At 61.3% G+C, this 21840-nt stretch carries 19 protein-coding genes; 9 read left to right on the top strand and 10 right to left on the bottom strand.

Annotated elements, in window-relative coordinates:
• Positions 1-109: 109 nt before the first annotated feature.
• The 4 genes from NMB38_RS01345 to gpmI all read right to left on the bottom strand — a co-directional run bounded on the left by NMB38_RS01345 (position 110) and on the right by gpmI (position 5235).
• Entirely contained in the window at positions 110-877 is a 768-nt protein-coding gene (locus NMB38_RS01345; RefSeq protein WP_027914080.1) for a divergent polysaccharide deacetylase family protein, read from the bottom strand.
• A gap of 7 nt (positions 878-884) precedes the next feature.
• Positions 885-2201, bottom strand: a complete 1317-nt coding sequence (locus NMB38_RS01350; protein WP_023533072.1) for a S41 family peptidase — start codon at positions 2199-2201, stop codon at positions 885-887.
• Positions 2202-2277: 76 nt separating this feature from the next.
• Positions 2278-3579: a murein hydrolase activator EnvC family protein gene (locus tag NMB38_RS01355; RefSeq protein ID WP_028687277.1), complete on the bottom strand. Its 1302-nt coding sequence runs from the start codon at positions 3577-3579 to the stop codon at positions 2278-2280.
• 120 nt (positions 3580-3699) lie between these two features.
• Positions 3700-5235 (bottom strand): 2,3-bisphosphoglycerate-independent phosphoglycerate mutase, encoded by a 1536-nt coding sequence (gpmI, locus tag NMB38_RS01360; protein WP_027914078.1) that lies wholly within the window; start codon positions 5233-5235, stop codon positions 3700-3702.
• Positions 5236-5443: 208 nt separating this feature from the next.
• On the opposite strand from gpmI, the gene NMB38_RS01365 reads away from it, so the two are divergent.
• From NMB38_RS01365 to secB, 3 genes are read left to right on the top strand one after another with little or no spacing between them, the layout of a single operon-like run.
• Positions 5444-5857 carry a rhodanese-like domain-containing protein gene (locus tag NMB38_RS01365; protein WP_023532978.1) on the top strand — a complete coding sequence of 138 codons (414 nt, stop codon included), beginning with the start codon at positions 5444-5446 and terminating at the stop codon, positions 5855-5857.
• 1 nt (position 5858) lies between these two features.
• Positions 5859-6113 carry a glutaredoxin 3 gene (gene grxC, locus NMB38_RS01370; protein ID WP_027914077.1) on the top strand — a complete coding sequence of 85 codons (255 nt, stop codon included), beginning with the start codon at positions 5859-5861 and terminating at the stop codon, positions 6111-6113.
• Positions 6114-6154: 41 nt separating this feature from the next.
• A complete protein-coding gene (gene secB, locus NMB38_RS01375; protein ID WP_023532907.1) occupies positions 6155-6640 on the top strand; it encodes a protein-export chaperone SecB in 486 nt (161 codons plus the stop codon).
• Between the two features lie 106 nt (positions 6641-6746).
• Here secB and trmL read toward each other — a convergent pair whose 3' ends face one another.
• Positions 6747-7208 (bottom strand): tRNA (uridine(34)/cytosine(34)/5-carboxymethylaminomethyluridine(34)-2'-O)-methyltransferase TrmL, encoded by a 462-nt coding sequence (gene trmL, locus NMB38_RS01380; RefSeq protein ID WP_027914076.1) that lies wholly within the window; start codon positions 7206-7208, stop codon positions 6747-6749.
• Here trmL and NMB38_RS01385 point away from each other — a divergent pair.
• A complete protein-coding gene (locus tag NMB38_RS01385) occupies positions 7207-7644 on the top strand; it encodes a hypothetical protein (RefSeq protein ID WP_027914075.1) in 438 nt (145 codons plus the stop codon). The two genes, trmL and NMB38_RS01385, sit on opposite strands and share 2 nt — an antisense overlap.
• A gap of 295 nt (positions 7645-7939) precedes the next feature.
• Here the strand turns inward: NMB38_RS01385 and ntrC are convergent, their stop codons facing one another.
• The 4 genes from ntrC to glnA all read right to left on the bottom strand — a co-directional run bounded on the left by ntrC (position 7940) and on the right by glnA (position 12821).
• A complete protein-coding gene (gene ntrC / locus NMB38_RS01390) occupies positions 7940-9382 on the bottom strand; it encodes a nitrogen regulation protein NR(I) (protein WP_027914074.1) in 1443 nt (480 codons plus the stop codon).
• On the bottom strand, positions 9379-10464 hold the full coding sequence (gene glnL / locus NMB38_RS01395; protein WP_027914073.1) for a nitrogen regulation protein NR(II): 1086 nt from the start codon (positions 10462-10464) through the stop codon (positions 9379-9381). The genes ntrC and glnL overlap by 4 nt, the downstream gene beginning before the upstream one ends.
• Positions 10465-10718: 254 nt before the next feature.
• A complete protein-coding gene (locus NMB38_RS01400; RefSeq protein ID WP_080992927.1) occupies positions 10719-11261 on the bottom strand; it encodes a chorismate mutase in 543 nt (180 codons plus the stop codon).
• Positions 11262-11414: 153 nt separating this feature from the next.
• Complete coding sequence (gene glnA, locus NMB38_RS01405) at positions 11415-12821, bottom strand: type I glutamate--ammonia ligase (RefSeq protein WP_023532915.1); 1407 nt, start codon at positions 12819-12821, stop codon at positions 11415-11417.
• A gap of 469 nt (positions 12822-13290) precedes the next feature.
• Here glnA and thiI point away from each other — a divergent pair, with 469 nt between their 5' ends.
• Together thiI and typA are read left to right on the top strand one after the other, a co-directional pair.
• Positions 13291-14745, top strand: coding sequence for a tRNA uracil 4-sulfurtransferase ThiI (gene thiI, locus NMB38_RS01410; protein ID WP_027914071.1), 1455 nt, complete (start codon positions 13291-13293; stop codon positions 14743-14745).
• Between the two features lie 126 nt (positions 14746-14871).
• On the top strand, positions 14872-16692 hold the full coding sequence (gene typA, locus NMB38_RS01415; protein ID WP_023532979.1) for a translational GTPase TypA: 1821 nt from the start codon (positions 14872-14874) through the stop codon (positions 16690-16692).
• A 141-nt stretch (positions 16693-16833) separates the two neighbouring features.
• On the opposite strand, the gene NMB38_RS01420 is transcribed toward typA, so the two are convergent.
• Positions 16834-17238 (bottom strand): YkgJ family cysteine cluster protein, encoded by a 405-nt coding sequence (locus NMB38_RS01420; protein ID WP_016712459.1) that lies wholly within the window; start codon positions 17236-17238, stop codon positions 16834-16836.
• A gap of 185 nt (positions 17239-17423) precedes the next feature.
• Between NMB38_RS01420 and NMB38_RS01425 the strand changes: the two genes are divergently transcribed.
• The 3 genes from NMB38_RS01425 (at position 17424) to NMB38_RS01435 (ending at position 21727) form a co-directional block, all read left to right on the top strand.
• Positions 17424-19874 (top strand): glycogen/starch/alpha-glucan phosphorylase, encoded by a 2451-nt coding sequence (locus NMB38_RS01425; protein ID WP_028687273.1) that lies wholly within the window; start codon positions 17424-17426, stop codon positions 19872-19874.
• 242 nt (positions 19875-20116) lie between these two features.
• Positions 20117-21127 (top strand): class 1 fructose-bisphosphatase, encoded by a 1011-nt coding sequence (locus tag NMB38_RS01430; protein ID WP_023532920.1) that lies wholly within the window; start codon positions 20117-20119, stop codon positions 21125-21127.
• 3 nt (positions 21128-21130) lie between these two features.
• Complete coding sequence (locus tag NMB38_RS01435) at positions 21131-21727, top strand: DUF924 family protein (protein WP_027914069.1); 597 nt, start codon at positions 21131-21133, stop codon at positions 21725-21727.
• Positions 21728-21840: the final 113 nt, after the last annotated feature.

The raw sequence follows: 21840 nt of genomic DNA on the forward strand, positions 1-21840 counted from the left end.
CTGTGCTCTGCTCGCCGCCCGGGGGGCAGGGTCCAGACGTCACCGACGTGCCTGCGCTGGCATGAAGGCACGCGCTCGACTCGCTTCGCAGGCCCGCACGCGACGCCGCTCAACGATTGCTGTAACGGCCTTGCTTGCCGTGGGCGGGCATGGCCAGGTTGCTTCGTTCGGCAATCATCTGTTGCAGGTTGATCAGCTTCACACCCTGTCGCGCGAGGGTGGGTAGCTCGCGCTCCAGCACTTCGAGGGTTTGTGGATACGGGTGGCCAATCAGCACCGCTGACCCCTGCTTGCGCGCCAGGGCGATGCCTTGGTGCAGTTGGCGCGTGATTGCCTCTGGCGTGCGCTCGTCATCCAGAAACACATCCCTGGACACGTTCGCCGTACCCTGTGCCTGAGCTTGTGCCGCGGCCACGGTCGCGGCGCTAGTGCGGCTGTCGACGAAGAACAGGTCGCGTCGCTGTAGCTCGCCCATCAACCAGGTCATGGCGTCGCGTTGTGCAGTCATACGGCTGCCCATGTGGTTGTTCACACCAGCGGCATAAGGCACCTTGGCCAGGGCTGCATCAAGACGCCTGGCAAGCTCGGCCAGCGGCACGCCGGGGTGCCAGGCATAGGGCCCGGTGGCCGGGTCCATGGGCATGTGCAGGATGACGGTTTTACCCGCCTTGTGCGCTTGGCGGGCGAAGTCGGTGGCATGCGGGGTGTCAGGCATGATGGCCATGGTCACCGGCCCCGGCAGCGCCAGGGTTCGGCTGTCGCGTTCGGGGCTCTGACCCAGGTCATCGATGATGATGCTCATGTACGCCTGGCCGGTGGGCGCTGCGTGCGCCACGCCCGCCACCAGCCCGATCAGCAGATACAGCAAATAACGCATGGGTGGCTCAGCTGCCTTTGGTGATGTTCAGGCCCTTGAGCAGACTCAGGGCCTGGCTCAGCTGGAAGTCGTTGTCCTGGGGCCGCTCCTTGCGCTTGCTGCTGCCTGTGGGGCGGTCGGCGCCACCATTGCCGTTGCCCAGGTGCCCTTGCAGGTCGGCTTCCTTGAAGTTGTCGTTGTCCGCTTCGGCCGTAAGCTTGGCCTGGCGGACCTCGATGTCCGGCACAATACCCTGGGCCTGGATGGAGCGACCGTTGGGGGTGAAGTACAGGGCAGTGGTCAGTTTCAGCGCACGGTCGTTGGCCAGTGGCAGCACTGTCTGGACCGAGCCCTTGCCAAAACTGTCGGTGCCCATCAGCACGCCGCGCTTCTGGTCCTGCAAGGCGCCTGCGACGATTTCCGAGGCCGAGGCACTGCCGCCGTTGATCAACACCACCAGTGGCACACCTTCGCTGGCATCGGCGGGGTCAGCCGAGAAGCGCAGCTCGGAATTGGCGATCCGCCCTTTGGTGTACACGATCAAGCCCTTGGTCAGGAAATGGTCAGCCACTTCCACCGCCGACTGCAACACGCCCCCCGGGTTGTTGCGCAGGTCCAGGATCACGCCACGCAGCTTCTTGCCGTTGTCCTTGCGCAGCTTGGCCAAGGCCTTGCCCACTTCGTCGCCGGTCTTGACCTGGAACTGGGTGATGCGGATGTAGCCGTAGTCGTTCTCAAGCAGCTGGCTCTTGACGCTCTTGACCTGAATGACTGCACGGGCCAGCGTCACATCGAACGGCGTACCCCCGTCGCGCACCAGCGTCAGGGTGATCTTGTCGCCCACCTTGCCGCGCATCTTGTCCACGGCTTCGGTCATGGTCTGGCCACGTGTCGGTGCGCCGTTGATCTTGACGATCAGGTCCCCCGCCTGGACACCTGCCTTGGACGCCGGCGTGTCATCGATGGGCGAGACGACCTTGATGAAGCCGTCTTCCTGGCCGACTTCTATGCCCAGACCGCCAAATTCACCACTGGTACTTTCCTGAAGCTCCTGGAAATCTTCAGGGCCCAGGTAGGCCGAGTGGGGATCAAGGTTGCTGAGCATGCCCTTGATGGCGTTTTCCAGCAGGGTCTTGTCATCGACAGGCTCGACATAGGCCGCCTTGATGCGGTCCATGACTTCAGCGAAAGTGCGCAGCTCTTCAAGCGGCAGCGGCGCCTTGGCCGTTACCTCTGTGGCCGGCACGGCTGCCGCCTTGGTCGGCTCTGCGGCAACGGCCAGGGGTGCGCCGACCGCCAGGGCGATGGACAGGGCCAGCTGGGTAAGACGGGGCGAGTGCAGCATGTCGAACGAACTCCTGATCCTGTAGACGCTCCCTTCGGAGCATGGGCACAGCACACGCTGCGCCACATAAGTTTGACTAGCCGCGGCACCACTGGGAGGGGTCGGAAGGCCGGCCCTGCTGGCGGATGGCGAAATACAGACCGGCAGCCTCCTGGCCACCACTGTCGCCGACTGTCGAAATGGCTTCGCCTGCCTTGACGACGTCACCGGCGCTCTTGAGCAGGCTCTGGTTATGGCCATACAGGCTCAGGTAACCATTGCCATGGTCGAGAATGACCAGAAGACCGGCGCCACGCAACCAATCGGCGAACACCACACGGCCTCCATGGACAGCCCGCACCTGGGTACCGGGGTTGGCACTGATCATCACCCCGTCCCACTTGGCGCGTGAATCACCGCCGCGGGCATCCCCGAAGCGTGCCAGCAATCGACCATTGACTGGCCATGGAAGTTTTCCGCGGGAAGCAGAAAATGCACCGCCATAACTGGCACCGTCGCTCGAAACCATGGGCCCGAGGGTCGCGCGGGCCTTGCGAGGTGGCTCGACCGGCTCGGGTGCCTTGTCCCGGGCTGCGGCGGCGAGTGCCTCTTGCTGGCGGCGTTTTTCCGCTTCCTGCTGGGCCAGCAGTGCGCGTTGACGAGCCTGCTCGGCTTCACGCGCCTGGCGGGCCAGGGTTTCCTCGATGGTCTTGAGCACCTTGGAGAGGTCGGCCTGGTCCTGCTCGCGGGCGCGCAACTTCTGGTCGCGGTCTTTCACATCGCCGTTGAGTTTGGCCAGCACCTCGCGGCGCTTGCCCCGTTCGACTTCCAGCGCCTGACGGCGGGTGTCGAGGTCGGCGCGCTGGGCCAGCAATTGCGCTTGTTGACTGCCGATGTCGCGTTCCACACCGGCCAGTTGGCGCAAGGTGTCATTGAAGGCGCGCAGTTGCTCCAGGCGTGCCTTGCTGAGGTAATCGTAGTAGGTGAGCGTTCGCGCAAATTTTTCGGGGTTCTGCTGGTTGAGCAGCAGCTTGAGGTATTCCTCACGGCCGTTCTGATAGGCCGAACGGGCCTGAATGGCGATCAGCCGCTGTTGTTCAACGCGGGCGCTCTGGAGTTTTTTTTTCTCGGTATCAAGGCGCTCCAGCTCGCCTTCGGTCTTTTTTAGTTGCTGCTGCAGGGCCTCCACCTGCTTTTCCAGGTTGCCGATGTCGGTTTCGGTGGCCTTTAGGTCTTTCTGCACACCTGCCTTTTCTTCCTGGAGCTTGCCCAAGGTTTTCTTGAGTTCGGCGATGTCCTGGCGGGTGGCGTCCAGTTGCTGCTGGGTCTGTGCCCGCTCATCGGCGAACGCCGGGGTGAGCAGGCAAGACAAGGCGAGAAGGATCAGGGCGCGAAGCATGGGTTTGGCATACCGGGGATGGAGACTGGCCTAGTATGAATGAGCGGCAGGCTGCACGCTACACGCCACAGGAAGGGGCCGTGAACCGGCACGTGCTTCGTGTGGCGTGTGGCATGACCGTCAGGCGTCGATCAGGATGGAAGTGCCTGTCATCTCGGCAGGCTTCTCCAGCCCCAGCAGCTTGAGCATGGTCGGTGCCACGTCTGCCAGCACGCCGCCTTCGCGGACCTTGAGGTTGCGCTTGCCTACATAGATGAACGGTACTGGCTCGGTGGTGTGCGCGGTGTGCGCCTGGCCGGTGGATTCGTCTTCCATTTGCTCGACGTTGCCATGGTCGGCCGTGATGAGCGCTTCGCCACCGACCTTTTCAAGCGCCGCGACGATGCGGCCCATGCAACCATCCAGGGCCTCGACGGCCTTGACTGCCGCATCGAACACACCGGTATGGCCAACCATGTCACCATTCGCGTAGTTCACCACGATCACGTCGTGACGCTGCTGCTCGATGGCTTCGACGATACGGTCGGTGACCTCGGGCGCGCTCATTTCCGGCTGCAGGTCATAGGTGGCGACCTTGGGCGATGGGATGAGGATCCGCTCTTCACCTTCGAATGGCTCTTCGCGCCCGCCCGAGAAGAAGAAGGTGACATGCGCGTACTTTTCGGTCTCGGCGATGCGCAGTTGGGTCTTGCCGTTGTTCGCCAGGTATTCGCCCAGTACGTTGTGCAGGCTGGCCGGCGCGAAGGCGGCCGGCGCCGGGATCTTGGCCGAGTATTGGGTCAGGCCGATGTACGCCGCCACTTTCGGCAGGCGCGCGCGCGGGAACTCGTTGAAGTCAGGCTCGACGAACACGCGCGACAACTCGCGGGCGCGGTCGGCGCGGAAGTTCATGAAGATCACCGCATCGCCATCTTCGACCTTGACGGGCTCGCCGATGCGCGTGGCCTTGACGAACTCATCGCTCTCATCGCGGGCGTAGGCTGCTTCAAGGCCGGCCAGGGCAGTATCGGCAGTGTATTGCGCGTCACTGTCGACGATCAGGTTGTAAGCGGCGCTCACCCGGTCCCAGCGGTTGTCGCGGTCCATGGCGAAGTAGCGGCCGATGAGGCTGGCGATGCGGCCTTTGCCCAGCCGGGCGAAGGTGGCGTCAAGCAGCTCGATGGAGGATTGGGCGCTGCGCGGCGGGGTGTCGCGGCCATCGAGGAAGGCGTGCAGGTAGATTTTTTCGGCACCACGCTGCGCAGCCAGCTCGGCCATGGCAACGAGGTGGTCCTGGTGGCTGTGAACGCCACCGTCGGACAGCAGGCCGAGAATGTGCACGGCCTTGCCAGCGCCCGCCGCCGCATCGACCGCACCCGTGAGCACCGGGTTGGTGAAGAACTCGCCGTCACGAATGGCCTTGGTGACGCGGGTGAAGTCCTGGTAAACGACGCGCCCGGCGCCCAGGTTCATGTGGCCGACCTCGGAGTTGCCCATCTGGCCATCCGGCAGGCCGACATCCATGCCCGAACCGGAAATCAGGCCGTGCGGCTGGGTAGCCTGCAAGCGGTCGTACACCGGCGTGTTGGCGGCGTGGATGGCATTGTATTCAGGGCTTTCGCTGTAACCGAAGCCGTCCAGGATGATCAGGACCAGGGGTTTGGGCGTACTCGTCATCAATCAAACTCACGGTTGTTCAAAGATGATAAAGACACGCATTTTAGGGCAAATGCGCCGAGTATGGGCGAATAATCGTCCTCGAACCCGACCGGTGCACCCATGCGGCAATGTGTAACGGCGCTTGATCGGCGCTCCGGTCAGGCTTTGGTGGCACCGGGCTGGTGTGTATACTGGCCGGCATTTTCAATCGCGTGGAACACCCCAGATGGTTGCTAACCTGATTCAATTCGCGACAAACCACTACCTCCTGGTGGCGATCTTCGTCGTTCTGCTGGCGGCCTTGCTGGTCAACGAAATCCGCCGTGGCGGGCAGAGCCTGAGCAATGGGCAACTCACCGCCCTGGTCAACGCCGACAAAGGGCTGGTGATCGATATCCGCCCGGCCAAGGAATATGCTGCCGGTCACATCGTCGGTGCGCTCAGCATCCCCCAGGACAAGCTGGCCACCCGCATGACCGAGCTCGAAAAGCACAAGGACAAGACCCTGATCGTGGTGGACGCGATGGGTCAACATGCCGGCACCGTGTGCCGCGACCTGCTCAAGGCTGGTTACAACGCTGCCAAGCTCAGCGGTGGCGTTTCCAGCTGGAAAGCCGACAACCTGCCTTTGGTGAAGTGATATGAAGCCTGTCATCGTCTATTCCAGCGACTACTGCCCCTACTGCATGCGTGCCAAGTACCTGCTCCAAAGCAAGGGTGTGGCATTCCAGGAAATCAAGGTCGATGGCAAGCCGCAGGTTCGCGCTGAGATGACCCAGAAGGCCGGCCGCACCTCCGTGCCGCAGATCTGGATCGGCAGCACCCACGTCGGTGGCTGCGATGAACTGCATGCCCTGGAGGGCGCCGGTAAGCTCGACGCACTGCTGGCCGACTGATTTTTGCACTGCATTCCCAAACATTAGGATAAGGATCTGCCATGACTGACCAACAGACCACCGGCGCTGCTGCAGAAGACAACAGCCCTCAGTTCTCGATGCAGCGCATCTATGTGCGTGACTTGTCGTTCGAAGCCCCGAAAAGCCCGCAGATCTTCCGTCAGACCTGGGAGCCGAGCGTCGGGCTGGACCTGAACACCAAGCAGAAGGCCCTGGAAGGTGACTTCCACGAAGTGGTGCTGACCCTGTCGGTGACGGTCAAGAACGGTGACGAAGTCGCCTTCATCGCCGAAGTGCAACAGGCGGGTATCTTCCTGATCAAGAACCTGGATGCCGAGTCGATGAGCCACACCCTGGGTGCGTTCTGCCCGAACATCCTGTTCCCGTATGCTCGCGAAACCCTGGACAGCCTGGTGACCCGTGGTTCTTTCCCGGCCCTGATGCTGTCGCCGGTCAATTTCGACGCGCTGTATGCGCAAGAAATGCAGCGTATGCAGGAAGCCGGCGAAGCACCCACCGTGCAGTGATCGCCCGCTTCACCAAAAGCGCCCTTAGTGGCGCTTTTTGTTTGTCTGGCGTACAGCCTCACGCCGGCAGGTCCCGTAGGGCATTGCGCTGCTGCCTGACGCTAAGTCAGCTACCGGCAAACCCGTTCTGACGCCAGGCTTCGTATACCGTCACAGCTACCGTGTTGGACAGGTTCAGGCTCCGGCACCCGGGGCGCATGGGCAGTCGCAGTCGTTGTTCGGCGGGCAGGCTGTCCAGCACATCCGTCGGCAGGCCGCGGCTTTCGGGGCCAAACAGAAATGCGTCGCCAGGCTGGTAGGCCACTTCATGGAAAGGGTGCGAACCCTTGGTCGTGAAGGCGAAGAGCCTTGGCTGGCCCAGGCTTTCCAGGCAGTGCGCCAAGCTCGGGTGGCGCTTGAGCGTGGCATACTCGTGGTAATCGAGGCCTGCGCGGCGCAAGCGCTTGTCGTCCAGTTCGAAGCTGATGGGCTCGATCAAGTGCAGCGCGCATCCGCTGTTGGCGCACAGGCGAATGATGTTGCCCGTATTGGGTGGAATTTCGGGTTGAAAAAGGATGACGTGAAACATGCACGGCTCCAAGCATGAAGATGGTGAGCATTCTACCCCTGAACCGGACGTGCGATCGAAAGCCTTCCCCAGGGTGATGCTTTCACTGGCAATCGTGGGCGTGATGATCGGTTTGATGATTGGCCGTCTGACCGCGCCCGTGGAGCGCGAGCTGCAGCAGGTGAGCGTGGCGCAAGATGGGTTGGTGTTGTGGTTCAACGCAGAACCCAAGCTGCATGGGGAGAACGTGGAAGGTACCGTGGCGTTGCTGTTTCAGGCCAAGGGCCGCCCCCAGCGAGGGCAGTTGACCGTGCGTGGCAAGCCGGTCAGCTGGCGGGTGCAGGACAGCCAGGAGGGCCTGCTGTTGACGGTGGTGGCTGCGCGTACGCTGCAGGGCCACTGGTCCAGTGAAGAAGTGTCTGGACGCTGGCGGGTGCAGGTGGACCTGCGCGAATAAAAGAGGGGATTCCCGGCCTGCCTGTACCAAGGTCCCCGAAACGTGTGCGTGAGCGAATAAAAGAGGGGTCACCTGGCCTGCCTGTACCAGGGCCCCCGAAACGGATGTTATCTGTCCTGTTGCAGGTGCCGTGCCAACTTCTGAGCCCCGCTATAACAGGGTGAAAAGGGGAAAACGGCCAGTGTTTGCGGCCATTTGTGCCTTCGGGCGGTGCGTCTGGCACAGAAACGGTGCAACCATGCGCCTAAATGAAAAAGGGCCGCGAAGCGGCCCTTTTCAGGTGTTCTGCAGTCGTCTACGCCTGGTGGTCTTCACCTTCCTCTTCATCACCACCGGCTACGTTCATGCCTAGTTCCTTGATCTTGCGCGTCAAGGTATTGCGACCCCATCCCAGCAACAGTGCCGCATCTCGGCGCCGCCCGGCAGTGTGCTTGAGGGCCGTCTCGATCATGATGCGCTCGAAACTCGGAACGGCGCTGTCAAGCAGGCTGGTCTGCCCGCGCGCCAGTGCCTGGTCCGCCCACTGGCGCAGTGCTTGCTCCCAGTTGGTAACCGGTGCGGCATCCTGTGGCAGGTTCAACAACTCAGGTGGCAGGTCGCCGATCAATACCTCACGGCTCGAAGCCATTACCGTGATCCAGCGGCAGGTGTTTTCCATCTGTCGCACGTTGCCCGGCCATGGCAGGTTGCGGATGAACTCCTCGGTCTCTGGCTTGAGTACCTTGGGTTCTACCGATAGCTCCTGGGCCGCCCGGGCCAGGAAGTGGCGGGCAAGGGCGGGAATGTCTTCACGGCGGTCCGCCAACCGAGGGATATGAATGCGGATGACGTTCAGGCGATGGAACAAGTCCTCGCGGAACTTTCCGGCCTGCACCAGCGCTTCTAGGTTCTGATGGGTAGCAGCAATGATGCGCACGTCGACCTTGACCGGAATGTGGCCGCCTACGCGATAGAACTCGCCGTCGGCCAACACACGCAGCAGGCGCGTCTGGGTATCGGCCGGCATGTCGCCGATCTCATCGAGAAACAGCGTGCCGCCGTCCGCTTGTTCGAAGCGCCCTCGACGCAGGTTGGCCGCGCCGGTGAAAGCGCCTTTTTCATGGCCAAACAGCTCCGACTCCATCAGGTCCTTGGGGATCGCCGCCATGTTCAGGGCGATGAAGGGGGCGGCTGCGCGCGGGCTGTGCCGATGCAGCGCGTGGGCGACCAATTCCTTGCCCGTACCGGACTCGCCATTGATCAGCACGGTGATGTTGGAATGGCTCAGACGGCCGATGGCGCGGAACACCTCCTGCATCGCCGGCGCTTCACCGATGATTTCAGGGGTGCGCGCCAGGTTTTGTGGCACTTCCAACCCTTGCTGCTCCTGGGCGTGCTGGTTGGCACGCTTGACCAGGGCAACCGCTTCATCCACATCGAAAGGTTTGGGCAAGTACTCGAAAGCACCGCCCTGGTACGACGCCACGGCGCTGTCCAGGTCCGAGTGCGCGGTCATGATGATGACCGGCAGGCGCGGGTGCTGGTCGCGTATCTGCGCCAACAGCTCCAGGCCACTGGAGCCAGGCATGCGGATGTCGGAAATGATCACGTCTGGCTGCTGACGGGCCAGTCGGCCCATGACGCCCTCGGCGCTGTCGAAGCTCTGGGTGGTCATCCCTTCCTGTTGCAGGGCTTTTTCAAGGACCCAGCGAATGGAGCGATCATCGTCGACGATCCATACGGTTTCACTTCGGCTCATGAGGCGGTGGCTCCTTGTTCCAGGGGCAGATAGATAGAGAAGGCGGTGTGACCTGCGTGGCTTTCACACTCGATCAGCCCCTGGTGCTGACTGATGATGTTTTGGGTAATGGCCAGGCCCAGGCCGGTACCGTCCGGGCGACCACTGACCATGGGATAGAAAAGGGTGTCCTGCAGCTCGGCAGGGATGCCGGGGCCGTTGTCGATGATCTCGACGCGCGCCACCAGGCGATGGCGCACGTGACCGATGGTGAACTGGCGCAGTGCCCGGCTGCGCAAGGTGATGCGGCCCAGGCGCAGCTCATTTTGCGAGCTGATGGCCTGCATGGCGTTGCGCACGATGTTGAGCACAGCCTGGATCATCTGTTCGCGGTCGATCAGCACGTCCGGAAGGCTAGGGTCATAGTCACGCGCCAGGGTGATGCAGCCCTGGCTCTCGGCCTCCACCAGGCTGCATACCCGCTCCAGCACCTCGTGGATGTTGGTCATGGCCAGCGATGGCAGCTTGTTCGAGCCCAGCATGCGATCGACCAGGTTACGCAGGCGGTCAGCTTCTTCGATGATCACGTTGGTGTAATCGCGCAAGCTCTCTTCGGGTAACTGACGCGCCAGCAATTGTGCTGCACCGCGGATGCCGCCCAAGGGGTTCTTGATCTCATGGGCCAAGCCGCGCACCAGCATCTTGGTGGTCTCCTGCTTGCTTAGCTGGGCTTCTTCCTTGGTGATGCGCAGGAGGCGATCGCGTGGGTGGACCTCCAGCAGCAGCAGGGTCTGGCTCAGGTGCAGGATCGGTGTAACGGCATAGTCCACCGTGATGGTCTGCCCCGTCAGCGAGGTCAACTGGGCTTCACGCTTGGTAAAGGGGTGTGCCTGCTCCACGGCCTGGCGCAGCGAGCTCAACGCTTCGGTGGACTCGGTGAACAGCTCGCTGATGAACTGCCCGTGGCTGCGCTGGCCACTGACGGCCAGCAGCATTTCGGCGGCCGGGTTCATGTATTCCAGCCGCAGCTCGGCGTTGAGCAGCAGCGTGGCCGTGGTCAGGTTGTCCAGAAGCAGACGGTGTTGTGCATCACTGATGGTCATGGTGCGGCGTCGACCTCTTTCGGTGCTTGCTGGCAAAGGAGCCGCGCTGTGCGCGACACATCCAGTGGTTGCTGTTGGTCTGGAAATGCAAGAAACAAACCAAGGCGCCGAAAAGAGGCAGATTCGACAGGATCCTGTAACTTTTCGCCCAGATTCGCACCAGAAGACGCTGCATTAACGTTTCAGGTGCTTCATTTTGGAATAAATAACGGTGCAACCAGGAAATTGCTGCACCATTTTGGAGCATAGGGCTTTTACGAGGGATCGCAAAGCTGGCCAGTTGCCCTGATCATGCCCTGCTTCATCAGCGGTGCATTTGGCCGGCTTGCAATAGCGCTAGCCACGCGCTGCGCACAGGCCCGCCCGTCCTGACGCCTGAATGCCGCAAGCTGTTCAAGCAATTGATTTTCGAGCCTGTCCAGCTGCGGGCGAATGACCGTTTGCAGGTCCTCCCGCAGGTGGTGCGGCGCTTGTCCTGCCAAGCGCCATTGGTGCAGCAGGGTGTACTGCACAAGCTTGTTGGCTTCCATCTGGTCGGCAAAAAAGGCTTTGGTATCGTGCGGGGCCAGGCCAAACACAGGTGCAGCCACCTGCACGCGCATCAGGACCTCTTGCTCGCGTTCAGTGGCTTGCACGGGTTGCCCTTTGTCCCACTTGTGCAAGGCAACGGCCTGCGCAATGGCCAGGCGCTGCTCAATGGTAGCTAACAACGGCTCAAGAGCAGGGTGTTGCGGTGCAGCAGCAGTGCAGCCAGTCAAGCTGAACGCTGTAAACAGACAAAGCAGTCGATTGCGCATACAGGGTGCCTCCTAGGGATGGAGGTCTGATTCTGAGAGGGATGGGCAACTCACCGAGGTAGGTAACTTCCGAAATGCCTGAAGTCCAAAACGCAAACGGCCTCCCAAGGGAGGCCGTTTCGATCCAGTCATCGGCGCCAGGCGCCGATCAGATCAGCAGCTGTAGTACAGCTCGTATTCCAGCGGATGGACGAAGGTACGGACCTTGATTTCTTCTTCGCTCTTGAGCTCGATGAACGCGTCGATGAAATCATCGGAGAACACGCCGCCCTTGGTCAGGAACGCACGGCCCTTGTCCAGCTCTTCCAGGGCTTCCTTCAGGCTGCCGCACACCTGTGGGATGTCCTTGGCCTCTTCAGGCGGCAGGTCATACAGGTTTTTGTCGGCTGCATCGCCTGGGTGGATCTTGTTCTGGATACCGTCCAGGCCAGCCATCAGCAAGGCCGCGAAGGCCAGGTACGGGTTAGCCGATGGGTCTGGGAAGCGCGCCTCGATACGGCGGGCTTTCGGGCTGCCGACATAAGGGATACGGATCGAAGCCGAACGGTTGCGTGCCGAGTAGGCCAGCATCACGGGTGCCTCGAAACCTGGGACCAGACGCTTGTACGAGTTGGTCGACGGGTTGGTGAAGCCGTTCAGGGCCTTGCCGTGCTTGATGATGCCGCCGATGAAGTACAGGGCGGTGTCGGACAGGCCGGCATAGCCTTCACCTGCGAAGGTGTTCTTGCCGTCTTTCCAGATCGACATGTGCACGTGCATACCCGAGCCGTTGTCGCCGTACAGCGGCTTCGGCATGAAGGTAGCGGTGCGGCCGTAGGCGTCGGCAACGTTGTGCACGACGTACTTGAGGGCCTGGACTTCGTCGGCCTTCTTCACCAGGGTGTTGAACTTGACGCCGATTTCGTTCTGGCCGGCAGTGGCCACTTCATGGTGGTGCACTTCGACCAGCTGGCCCATCTCTTCCAGTGCGTTGCACATGGCAGTACGGATTTCGTGGTCGTGGTCGAATGGCGGTACTGGGAAGTAGCCACCTTTGACGCCTGGGCGGTGGCCTTTGTTGCCGCCTTCGATATCGGCACCGGTCATCCACGAGCCTTGCTCGGAGAAGATCTTGAACATCGAGCCGGAGATGTCCGACTGGAACTTCACTTCGTCGAAGATGAAGAACTCAGGCTCCGGGCCGGCGAACACGGTGTCACCGATGCCAGTGCTCTTGAGGTATTCCTCGGCGCGCTTGGCGATCGCACGTGGGTCACGGTCGTAGCCCTGCATGCTCGACGGGTCGACGATGTCACAGGTAATGATCAGCGTCGGCTCTTCGGTGAACGGGTCCAGAACGGCAGTCTCGTCTACCGGCATCAGGATCATGTCGGAGGCTTCGATGCCTTTCCAGCCAGCGATGGAGGAGCCGTCGAACATCTTGCCGACTTCGAAGAAGTCTTCGTCCAACGCATCACGCGCCGGCATGGTCACGTGGTGCTGAGTACCTTTGGTGTCCGTGAAACGCAGATCAATCCACTTGACGTCATGATCTTTGATGAGCTGAACCGACTTCGACATGTTGTCCTCCGGATGGTCTAGGGCACGGTTGGCCGCCGCCCTGGAAAAAGGGTGTTGCCGGGCGCGGATAGTCGGCCAAGCTTACCTGCCTCACAAGGGAGCAAATTGCATGCCAGTGCCCGAAAATGGCGAGGTCGGGACAGAAGGGGGCGTTTGTGGGCATCTGGCTGGGGCTGCAGGGAGAAATGTGCACCCTTACGATGCGATTTTTTTAATTGTCGCACCAATAAGGTGCATTGGGTCGAATGGCGTTGAATGGGATCGTACTCGACGTATTAGGCCGACTGGATGCAATGGGCCGTCTGCTCAAGATCACAGATACCGCCTTCAAGCCCCGACGTGCGGTGTCTCAAGTTGGCTTCCTGCATTTTTCTGCAAGCTTCTGCTCAAAAGTTGGTCAAATCCTGAGCAATTTCCGATATAATTCGCGCCCCTCATTTTCGGCAGGCCCTGCGCGCGCTGTAAACCAATGAAACTTATCGTCAAAGTCTTCCCAGAGATCACCATCAAGAGCCGGCCGGTGCGCAAGCGCTTCATCCGTCAGCTCGCCAAGAACATCCGCAACGTGCTCAAGGATCTGGATCCTGAGCTCGTGGTCGATGGTGTCTGGGACAACCTCGAGGTAATCACCCGCATCGAGGACGAGAAGGTTCAGCGCGAGATCGTCGAGCGCCTGACCTGTACACCGGGTATTACCCACTTCCTGCAGGTCGAGGAGTACCCCCTGGGCGACTTCGACGACATCGTCGCCAAGTGCAAGCAGCACTTCGGCCACCTGCTGGCCGGCAAGCACTTTGCGGTGCGTTGCAAGCGCGGTGGGCACCACGACTTCACGTCGATGGACGTCGACCGCTACGTGGGCAGCCAGCTGCGCCAGCAGTGCGGTGCGGCCGGCATCACGTTGAAGAACCCGGAAGTGCTGGTACGCATCGAAATCCGCAACCAGCGCCTGTTCGTGATCCACAACCAGCACCAAGGGATTGGCGGCTACCCGCTGGGCGCCCTGGAGCAGACCCTGGTCCTGATGTCCGGCGGGTTCGACTCTACCGTGGCCGCCTACCAGATGATGCGTCGCGGCCTGATGACGCACTTCTGCTTCTTCAACCTCGGCGGACGTGCCCACGAACTGGGCGTGATGGAAGTGGCACACTTCCTTTGGAAGAAGTACGGCAGCAGCCAGCGCGTGCTGTTCATCAGCGTACCCTTCGAGGAAGTGGTCGGCGAGATCCTCAACAAGGTCGACAACAGCTACATGGGCGTCACCCTCAAGCGCATGATGCTCCGTGCCGCGGCGCGAATGGCCGAGCGCCTTGAGATCGACGCGCTGGTGACTGGCGAAGCCATATCCCAGGTATCCAGCCAGACCCTGCCGAACCTGTCGATCATCGACTCGGCCACCGACAAGCTGGTGCTGCGCCCTCTGCTGGCGACCCACAAGCAGGACATCATCGACCAGGCCAACGCCATCGGTACCGCCGATTTCGCCAAGCACATGCCCGAATACTGCGGCGTGATTTCGGTGAACCCGACTACCCATGCCAAGCGTCACCGCATGGAGCACGAAGAAAAGCAGTTCGAGATGCAGGTACTCGAGCGCGCCATCGAGCGCGCCAAGTTCATCTCCATCGACCATGTGATCGATGAGCTGGGCAAGGACATCGAGATCGAAGAAGTGGCCGAGGCATTGCCGGGCCAGATCGTCATCGATATCCGCCACCCCGACGCCCAGGAGGACGAGCCTCTGGCGATCGACGGTATCGAAGTCCAGGCGCTTCCGTTCTATGCCATCAACAGCAAGTTCAAGCACCTGGACCCCACGCGCCAGTACTTGCTGTATTGCGACAAAGGTGTGATGAGCCGTCTGCACGCACACCACCTGCTCAGTGAGGGACATGCCAATGTGCGTGTTTATCGTCCGGCATAAGACGCCAGGGCTGTATGGCGGCAGCATCCGCCATCGCCCTCCCGACCTGCGGGCCCGCTGAGCCTCAAACGTACTTATTCGCCGCCTACACTGGCGGCAACCGAATCCTCTGATCGAGATACAGTTGTGATCGAAAATCTGCGTAACATCGCCATCATCGCCCACGTTGACCATGGCAAAACCACCCTGGTAGACAAACTCCTGCGCCAGTCGGGCACGCTCGAGCGTAACGAGCTCAACGACGAGCGCGTGATGGACTCCAACGACCAGGAAAAAGAGCGCGGCATCACCATTCTGGCGAAGAACACCGCCATCAACTGGAACGGCTACCACATCAACATCGTCGACACCCCCGGCCACGCCGACTTCGGTGGCGAGGTTGAGCGTGTGATGTCGATGGTCGACTCCGTGCTGCTGCTGGTCGATGCCCAGGACGGCCCGATGCCACAGACCCGCTTCGTGACCAAGAAGGCCTTCGAAGCTGGCCTCAAGCCAATCGTGGTCATCAACAAGGTCGACCGCCCGGGCGCGCGTCCTGACTGGGTTCTGGACCAGATCTTCGATCTGTTCGACAACCTGGGCGCCACCGATGAGCAGCTGGACTTCAAAGTCGTCTACGCCTCGGCCCTGAACGGCATTGCCGGCCTGGACCACACCGACATGGCCGAAGACATGACCCCGCTGTACCAGTCGATCATCGACAACGTACCTGCGCCTTCGGTTGACCGTGACGGCCCGTTCCAGATGCAAATCTCGGCACTGGACTACAACAGCTTCCTGGGTGTGATCGGCGTTGGCCGCATCGCCCGTGGTCGCGTCAAGCCGAACACCCCGGTTGTCGCCATCGACACCAATGGCAAGAAGCGTAACGGCCGTATCCTCAAGCTGATGGGCCACCACGGTCTGCACCGCGTCGACGTTGAAGAAGCCCAGGCTGGCGACATCGTCTGCATCAGCGGTTTCGACGAGCTGTTCATCTCCGACACCCTGTGCGACCCAACCGCCGTCGAAGCGATGAAGCCACTGACCGTTGACGAGCCAACCGTGTCCATGACCTTCCAGGTCAACGACTCGCCGTTCTGCGGCAAGGAAGGCAAGTTCGTCACCAGCCGGAACATCAAGGACCGTCTGGACAAGGAACTGCTGTACAACGTAGCCCTGCGCGTTCAGGAAACCGATTCTCCTGACAAGTTCAAGGTATCGGGCCGTGGCGAGCTGCACCTGTCGGTGCTGATCGAAACCATGCGTCGCGAAGGCTTCGAGATGGCCGTGGGCCGTCCGGAAGTGATCATTCGTGAAGTCGACGGCGTCAAGCAAGAGCCGTTCGAAAACGTCACCATCGACATCCCTGAAGAATCCCAGGGCAAGGTCATGGAAGAGATGGGCCTGCGTAAGGGCGACCTGACCAACATGGTTCCGGATGGCAAGGGCCGTGTGCGCCTTGAGTACAACATCCCGGCCCGTGGCCTGATCGGCTTCCGTAACCAGTTCCTGACCCTGACCAACGGTGCAGGCATCCTGACCTCGATCTTCGATCGCTACGACACCATGAAGTCGGGCCAGATGTCCGGCCGTCTGAACGGTGTACTGGTGTCGGTCGAAACCGGCAAGGCCCTGACCTACTCCCTGGAAACCCTGCAAGCGCGCGGCAAGCTGTTCGTCGAGCACGGTCAGGAAATCTACGGTGGTCAGATCATCGGCCTGAACAGCCGCGACAACGACCTGGGTGTGAACCCGACCAAAGGCAAGAAGCTCGACAACATGCGTGCTTCGGGCAAAGACGAAGTCATCGCCCTGGTACCGCCAGTGCGTCACACCCTGGAACAGGCCCTGGAATTCATCCAGGACGACGAGCTGTGCGAAGTCACGCCGAAGTCGATCCGTCTGCGCAAAAAGATCCTGGACGAAGGCGAGCGTACCCGCGCTGCCAAGAAAGCCAAGAACTGAGTTAGCTCAGGCTGAATGAAAACGCCCCCGGCCGAAAGGCCGGGGGCGTTTTTGTTTGTCTGGCGACTCGTTGTCCTGTCGGTGGCCAGCTAGGCTCCAGCGGTATGCAAATACCGACAGGTTATCGACCCCTATTGGGTCTTAGCGCCCAACCACCTTCGGCTTGTACGCACAATACCCCGGCCGTGGCCCGACCTTCGGATGGTTGCGGCAGGTGTCGGGGCGCTTGTCATAAATGGTGCACAGGCGGCTCTTACGATCCAGGTACATGCAATCGTCGTTGCTCATGCGCGTCAGGGTGAAGATGCCCGACTTCTGGTTGAAGCGCTCGATGATGCCTTCTTTCTGCAAACGCTTGGCCACGTTTTTAGGCGGCTCGTCTTTTTCGAATTCATCCACCACGCCGATGCGGATCAGGTCCTTGATCTTGACCTCCACCGGCAAGGTACAGCAAGTTGAATGGCAGCCGCCGCACATGTGGCTGGCATAGCGCTGCCAAGTCTCCAGGCGGTCGACTTCGGCAGCGGCGATCAGGGTCGTTTTCATCGTTTTATGAGGCGGATCACGGTATAGGGCGCGCGATGATACCGGAATTGCTCAATTTATGAACAATTTTATGATCGGTTGCATGCGGCCACGCAAATACTCGAACACTGGTGATTGCGGCCGGTCGAAGCGTCTAGGCTCAACATTTGCTTTCTGCTCTTGTCCATTTGCCCCGAGGATGACGCATGTCCCAGGAACCCAAAGCGCGTGACGCTGAAGTCGCGGATTTTCGCGCTGCAGTGCTGGATAAACTTACCTATGCCGTCGGCAAGGACCCGGAGCATGCTTTCGACCATGACTGGTTCGAAGCCATCGCCCTGGCTGCGCGCGACCATATGGTCGATCACTGGATGGACCATACCCGGCAATCCTACCGACGCAGTCAGAAGCGGGTGTATTACCTCTCCCTGGAGTTCCTGATCGGTCGGCTGCTGTATGACAGCCTGAGCAACCTGGGCTTGCTGGACATCGCGCGCGACGCGCTGGATGGCCTGGACGTGGACCTGGAGCGCATTCGCTTGCTTGAGCCCGACGCGGCGCTGGGCAACGGCGGTTTGGGCCGGTTGGCAGCGTGCTTCATGGAAAGCATGTCAACGCTGGGCATTGCCGCGCATGGTTACGGTATCCGCTACGAGCACGGTCTGTTCCGGCAGGCCATGGTGGACGGTTGGCAGCAGGAACAGACGGAAAACTGGCTGGATTTCGGCAACCCATGGGAATTCGAGCGGGCCGAAGTCATCTACCCCATCAGTTTTGGTGGCAGCGTCGAAACGGTCAGCGACACGCATGGCAACCAGCGCCAGGTGTGGTCTCCCAGCGAAACCGTCCGGGCGGTGGCGTACGACACGCCGGTCGTTGGCTGGAGAGGCTCCAGCGTCAATACCTTGCGCCTGTGGCGTGCACGGGCGCTGGAGGAACTGCACCTGGAGCGCTTCAACGCAGGGGACCACCTGGGCGCCGTTGCCGAGGTGGCGCGCGCCGAAAGCATCTCCCGCGTACTGTACCCGGCCGACAGTACCGAGGCTGGCCAGGAGCTGCGCCTGCGCCAGGAGTACTTCTTCGTGTCGGCATCGCTGCAAGACCTGCTGCGTCGGCACCTGAACATGCATGACAGCTTGCTCAACCTGCCCGACGCGGCGGCTATCCAGCTCAACGATACCCACCCCTCCATCGCCGTGGCCGAGCTGATGCGGTTGCTGGTCGACGAACATCAAATCCCCTGGGACACCGCCTGGGAAGTGACCGTGGGCACCTTGGCCTACACCAACCACACCTTGCTGCCCGAGGCCCTGGAAACCTGGCCGGTGGCCCTGATGGAGCGCATGCTGCCCAGGCACATGCAGATCATCTACCTGATCAACGCCTACCATATCGATTCGTTGCGTGCCAAAGGCATGCATGATTTCGACCTGCTGCGTGCCGTGTCCTTGATCGAAGAAGACAACGGCCGGCGGGTGCGCATGGGCAACCTGGCGTTCCTTGGCTCGCACAGCGTCAATGGCGTATCGGCGCTGCACAGCCAGTTGATGAAGAGCACGGTCTTTTCCGAGCTGCACAAGCTGTACCCCCAGCGGATCAACAACAAGACCAACGGCATCACCTTCCGCCGCTGGCTCTATCAGTCCAACCCCCAACTGACCGGCATGCTGGTGGAGGCGTTGGGCCCCGAGCTGCTGGACGACCCTGAGCGCCTGCTGACCGGGCTGGTTCCGTTCGCCGACAAAGCCAGTTTCTGCAAGCAGTTCGCAGCGCAGCGGCTGCACAGCAAGCGTGCATTGGCGAGCATCATCCAAGATCGCGTGGGCGTTACGGTGAACCCGGAAGCGATGTTCGACGTGCAGGTCAAGCGCATCCACGAGTACAAGCGGCAACTGCTCAACCTGCTGCACACCGTAGCGTTGTACCAGGCTATTCGCCACGACCCGGGTACGCACTGGGTACCCCGGGTCAAGATCTTCGCGGGCAAGGCAGCGGCCAGCTACCATCAGGCCAAACTCATCATCAAGCTGACCAACGACATCGCCCGGGTGGTCAACAACGATCCCACCGTGCGCGGCCTGCTCAAGGTCGTGTTCCTGCCCAATTACAACGTAAGCCTGGCCGAAAGCATCATCCCGGCGGCGGACCTTTCCGAGCAGATATCCACGGCCGGCTACGAGGCCTCGGGTACCAGCAACATGAAGTTCGGCCTCAATGGCGCCCTGACCATCGGCACCCTCGATGGCGCGAACGTGGAGATGAGCGAGCAGGTCGGCCCCGACAACATGTTCATCTTCGGCTTGACGGCGCAGCAAGTGGAAGCGCGCAAGCGCGCCGGCGATTTCGGCGCCTCGGCTGCCATCGCGGCCTCCGGGCGCTTGAACGACGTGTTGCAGGCCATCCGCAGTGGTGTGTTTTCCTCGGACGACCCTTCGCGTTACACCGGTCTGATCGATGGCCTGATTGGCTACGACCGCTTCATGGTCTGTGCCGATTTCGATGCCTACTGGGACGCTCAGCAGCGGGTGGAAGACCTGTGGCACAAGCCGCAGCAGTGGTGGCGTATGGCAGTGCTGAACACGGCACGCATGGGCTGGTTCTCGTCGGACAGGACCATCCGCGAATACGCGACCGAGATCTGGAAGGCGCTGGACTGACACAGGGCAGGCCAGGTGGGCACCGCCACCTGGCTCGTCGACGTTGCCAGCAGCAGCGATCACAGGCCGCCCGGCGCCAGCATGGGGCCGGGCAGCCCTGTGCCGACCGTCGGCCTGGCGAGCGCTGAACTCCCGATCCATTGTGCCGTCTGACAGCCGTGGCGAGTCTCATCGCTCGCTAGCCCGCCGCTCTCCCTGTAAACTGCGTGGGTTTTCCATCCCCAATCCTGTTGGAGCCATACATGTCCCGCGTTACCCTGAGTCGCTATCTGATTGAGCAGACCCGCAGCAACAATACCCCTGCCGATCTGCGCTTCCTGATCGAAGTGGTGGCGCGTGCGTGCAAGGAAATCAGCCATCACGTGTCCAAGGGCGCCCTTGGCGGTGTGCTGGGCAGCATGGGCACCGAAAACGTCCAGGGCGAAGTCCAGAAGAAGCTGGACGTCATCTCCAACGACATCCTGCTCGAAGCCAACGAATGGGGCGGTCACCTGGCCGGCATGGCGTCCGAGGAAATGGACAACGCCTACCAGATTCCGGGTCGCTACCCCAAAGGTGCCTACCTGCTGGTCTTCGACCCGCTCGACGGCTCCTCCAACATCGACGTCAACGTGTCTGTCGGTACCATCTTCTCGGTACTGCGTTGCCCTAACGAGTACCTGAGCCAGAACGAAACCCTGAACGAAAATGCCTTCCTGCAGCCGGGCACCGAGCAGGTTGCGGCCGGCTACGCCATCTATGGCCCGCAGACCATGCTGATTCTGACCCTGGGCAACGGCGTCAAGGGCTTCACCCTGGACCGCGAACTGGGTAGCTTCGTGCTGACCCACGAGAACATCAGCATTCCGGAAACCACCGCCGAATTCGCCATCAACATGTCCAACCAGCGTCACTGGGAAGCCCCGGTACAGCGCTACGTGGGCGAGCTGCTGGCAGGCGAGACCGGCCCGCTGAAAAAGAACTACAACATGCGTTGGATCGCCTCGATGGTGGCCGACGTACACCGTATCCTCACCCGTGGCGGCCTGTTCATGTACCCGCGCGATGCCCGTGAGCCGAGCAAGCCGGGCAAGCTGCGCCTGATGTACGAAGCCAACCCGATGTCGTTCATCATCGAACAGGCCGGTGGCGCGTCCACCAACGGCTACGACCGCATCCTCGACATTCAGCCAGAGAGCCTGCACCAGCGTGTGTCGGTGATCCTGGGCTCGAAGGAAGAGGTTGAGCGCGTCACCGCCTACCACAAGGAGTAAGTCATGCTCGCACCTTGGCAGCCTTTGCTGGAATGGTGGTTCGGTTGGGGCACCAGCGCCCAGGCCGTGGCTGACGAGAAGAGCGCCCAATGGTTCGGCAAGCATCACGACGCCGAGGCCCAGGCGCTGTTCGGTGAGCTTGTCGACCAGGCCTTGGCAGGTGGGCTCGACGAGTGGCAGCAGAGCCCTCAGGGCTGGCTTGGGCTTCTGCTACTGCTCGATCAGCTGCCACGCATGATCTACCGCGACACGCCACGTGCGTTCGAGGGTGATCGGCGTGCGCAAGTGGTCGCCCTGCAGGGGTTGCAGAAGGACTGGGATTATCAGTTGCTCCCGATCCAGCGGGTATTCGTGCTGCTGGTGCTCGAGCATGCCGAAGTGCTGGACTGGCAGAACATGTCCGTCGAGCGCTACCAGGTGCTGCTTGACGAGCAACCTGAAGCCAACCGTCGGTTGTTCGAAGGCTTCCTGGATTATGCCCAGCAACACCAGCGGGTAATCGAGCGGTTTGGCCGGTTCCCGCACCGCAACCTCGTGCTGGACAGGCCCAGTACCAGTGAAGAGATGGATTTTCTGCTCGAGCCGGGTTCCAGGTTCTGAAGCAGCCCTCTACGTCCAATGACTGAGGCCGCCCTCCATGGGCTAATGCGATTGACTTGACACCATTGGGGCCGCACAGCGGCCCCATTAGTGTCTGCTGTTTCAGACCCGGC

It is taken from the genome of Pseudomonas sp. FBCC-B35, assembly GCF_059133755.1.

Bases quoted from the DNA above. Each gene is read 5' to 3' on its own strand.
- thiI (WP_027914071.1), top strand. From the start codon at position 13,291: ATGAAACTTATCGTCAAAGTCTTCCCAGAGATCACCATCAAGAGCCGG.
- NMB38_RS01355 (WP_028687277.1), bottom strand. From the start codon at position 3,579: ATGCTTCGCGCCCTGATCCTTCTCGCCTTGTCTTGCCTGCTCACCCCG.
- glnL (WP_027914073.1), bottom strand. From the start codon at position 10,464: ATGACCATCAGTGATGCACAACACCGTCTGCTTCTGGACAACCTGACC.
- secB (WP_023532907.1), top strand. From the start codon at position 6,155: ATGACTGACCAACAGACCACCGGCGCTGCTGCAGAAGACAACAGCCCT.
- NMB38_RS01400 (WP_080992927.1), bottom strand. From the start codon at position 11,261: ATGCGCAATCGACTGCTTTGTCTGTTTACAGCGTTCAGCTTGACTGGC.
- NMB38_RS01350 (WP_023533072.1), bottom strand. From the start codon at position 2,201: ATGCTGCACTCGCCCCGTCTTACCCAGCTGGCCCTGTCCATCGCCCTG.
- NMB38_RS01420 (WP_016712459.1), bottom strand. From the start codon at position 17,238: ATGAAAACGACCCTGATCGCCGCTGCCGAAGTCGACCGCCTGGAGACT.
- NMB38_RS01425 (WP_028687273.1), top strand. From the start codon at position 17,424: ATGTCCCAGGAACCCAAAGCGCGTGACGCTGAAGTCGCGGATTTTCGC.
- ntrC (WP_027914074.1), bottom strand. From the start codon at position 9,382: ATGAGCCGAAGTGAAACCGTATGGATCGTCGACGATGATCGCTCCATT.
- NMB38_RS01385 (WP_027914075.1), top strand. From the start codon at position 7,207: ATGCACGGCTCCAAGCATGAAGATGGTGAGCATTCTACCCCTGAACCG.
- trmL (WP_027914076.1), bottom strand. From the start codon at position 7,208: ATGTTTCACGTCATCCTTTTTCAACCCGAAATTCCACCCAATACGGGC.
- grxC (WP_027914077.1), top strand. From the start codon at position 5,859: ATGAAGCCTGTCATCGTCTATTCCAGCGACTACTGCCCCTACTGCATG.
- NMB38_RS01430 (WP_023532920.1), top strand. From the start codon at position 20,117: ATGTCCCGCGTTACCCTGAGTCGCTATCTGATTGAGCAGACCCGCAGC.
- glnA (WP_023532915.1), bottom strand. From the start codon at position 12,821: ATGTCGAAGTCGGTTCAGCTCATCAAAGATCATGACGTCAAGTGGATT.
- NMB38_RS01435 (WP_027914069.1), top strand. From the start codon at position 21,131: ATGCTCGCACCTTGGCAGCCTTTGCTGGAATGGTGGTTCGGTTGGGGC.
- NMB38_RS01345 (WP_027914080.1), bottom strand. From the start codon at position 877: ATGCGTTATTTGCTGTATCTGCTGATCGGGCTGGTGGCGGGCGTGGCG.
- gpmI (WP_027914078.1), bottom strand. From the start codon at position 5,235: ATGACGAGTACGCCCAAACCCCTGGTCCTGATCATCCTGGACGGCTTC.
- NMB38_RS01365 (WP_023532978.1), top strand. From the start codon at position 5,444: ATGGTTGCTAACCTGATTCAATTCGCGACAAACCACTACCTCCTGGTG.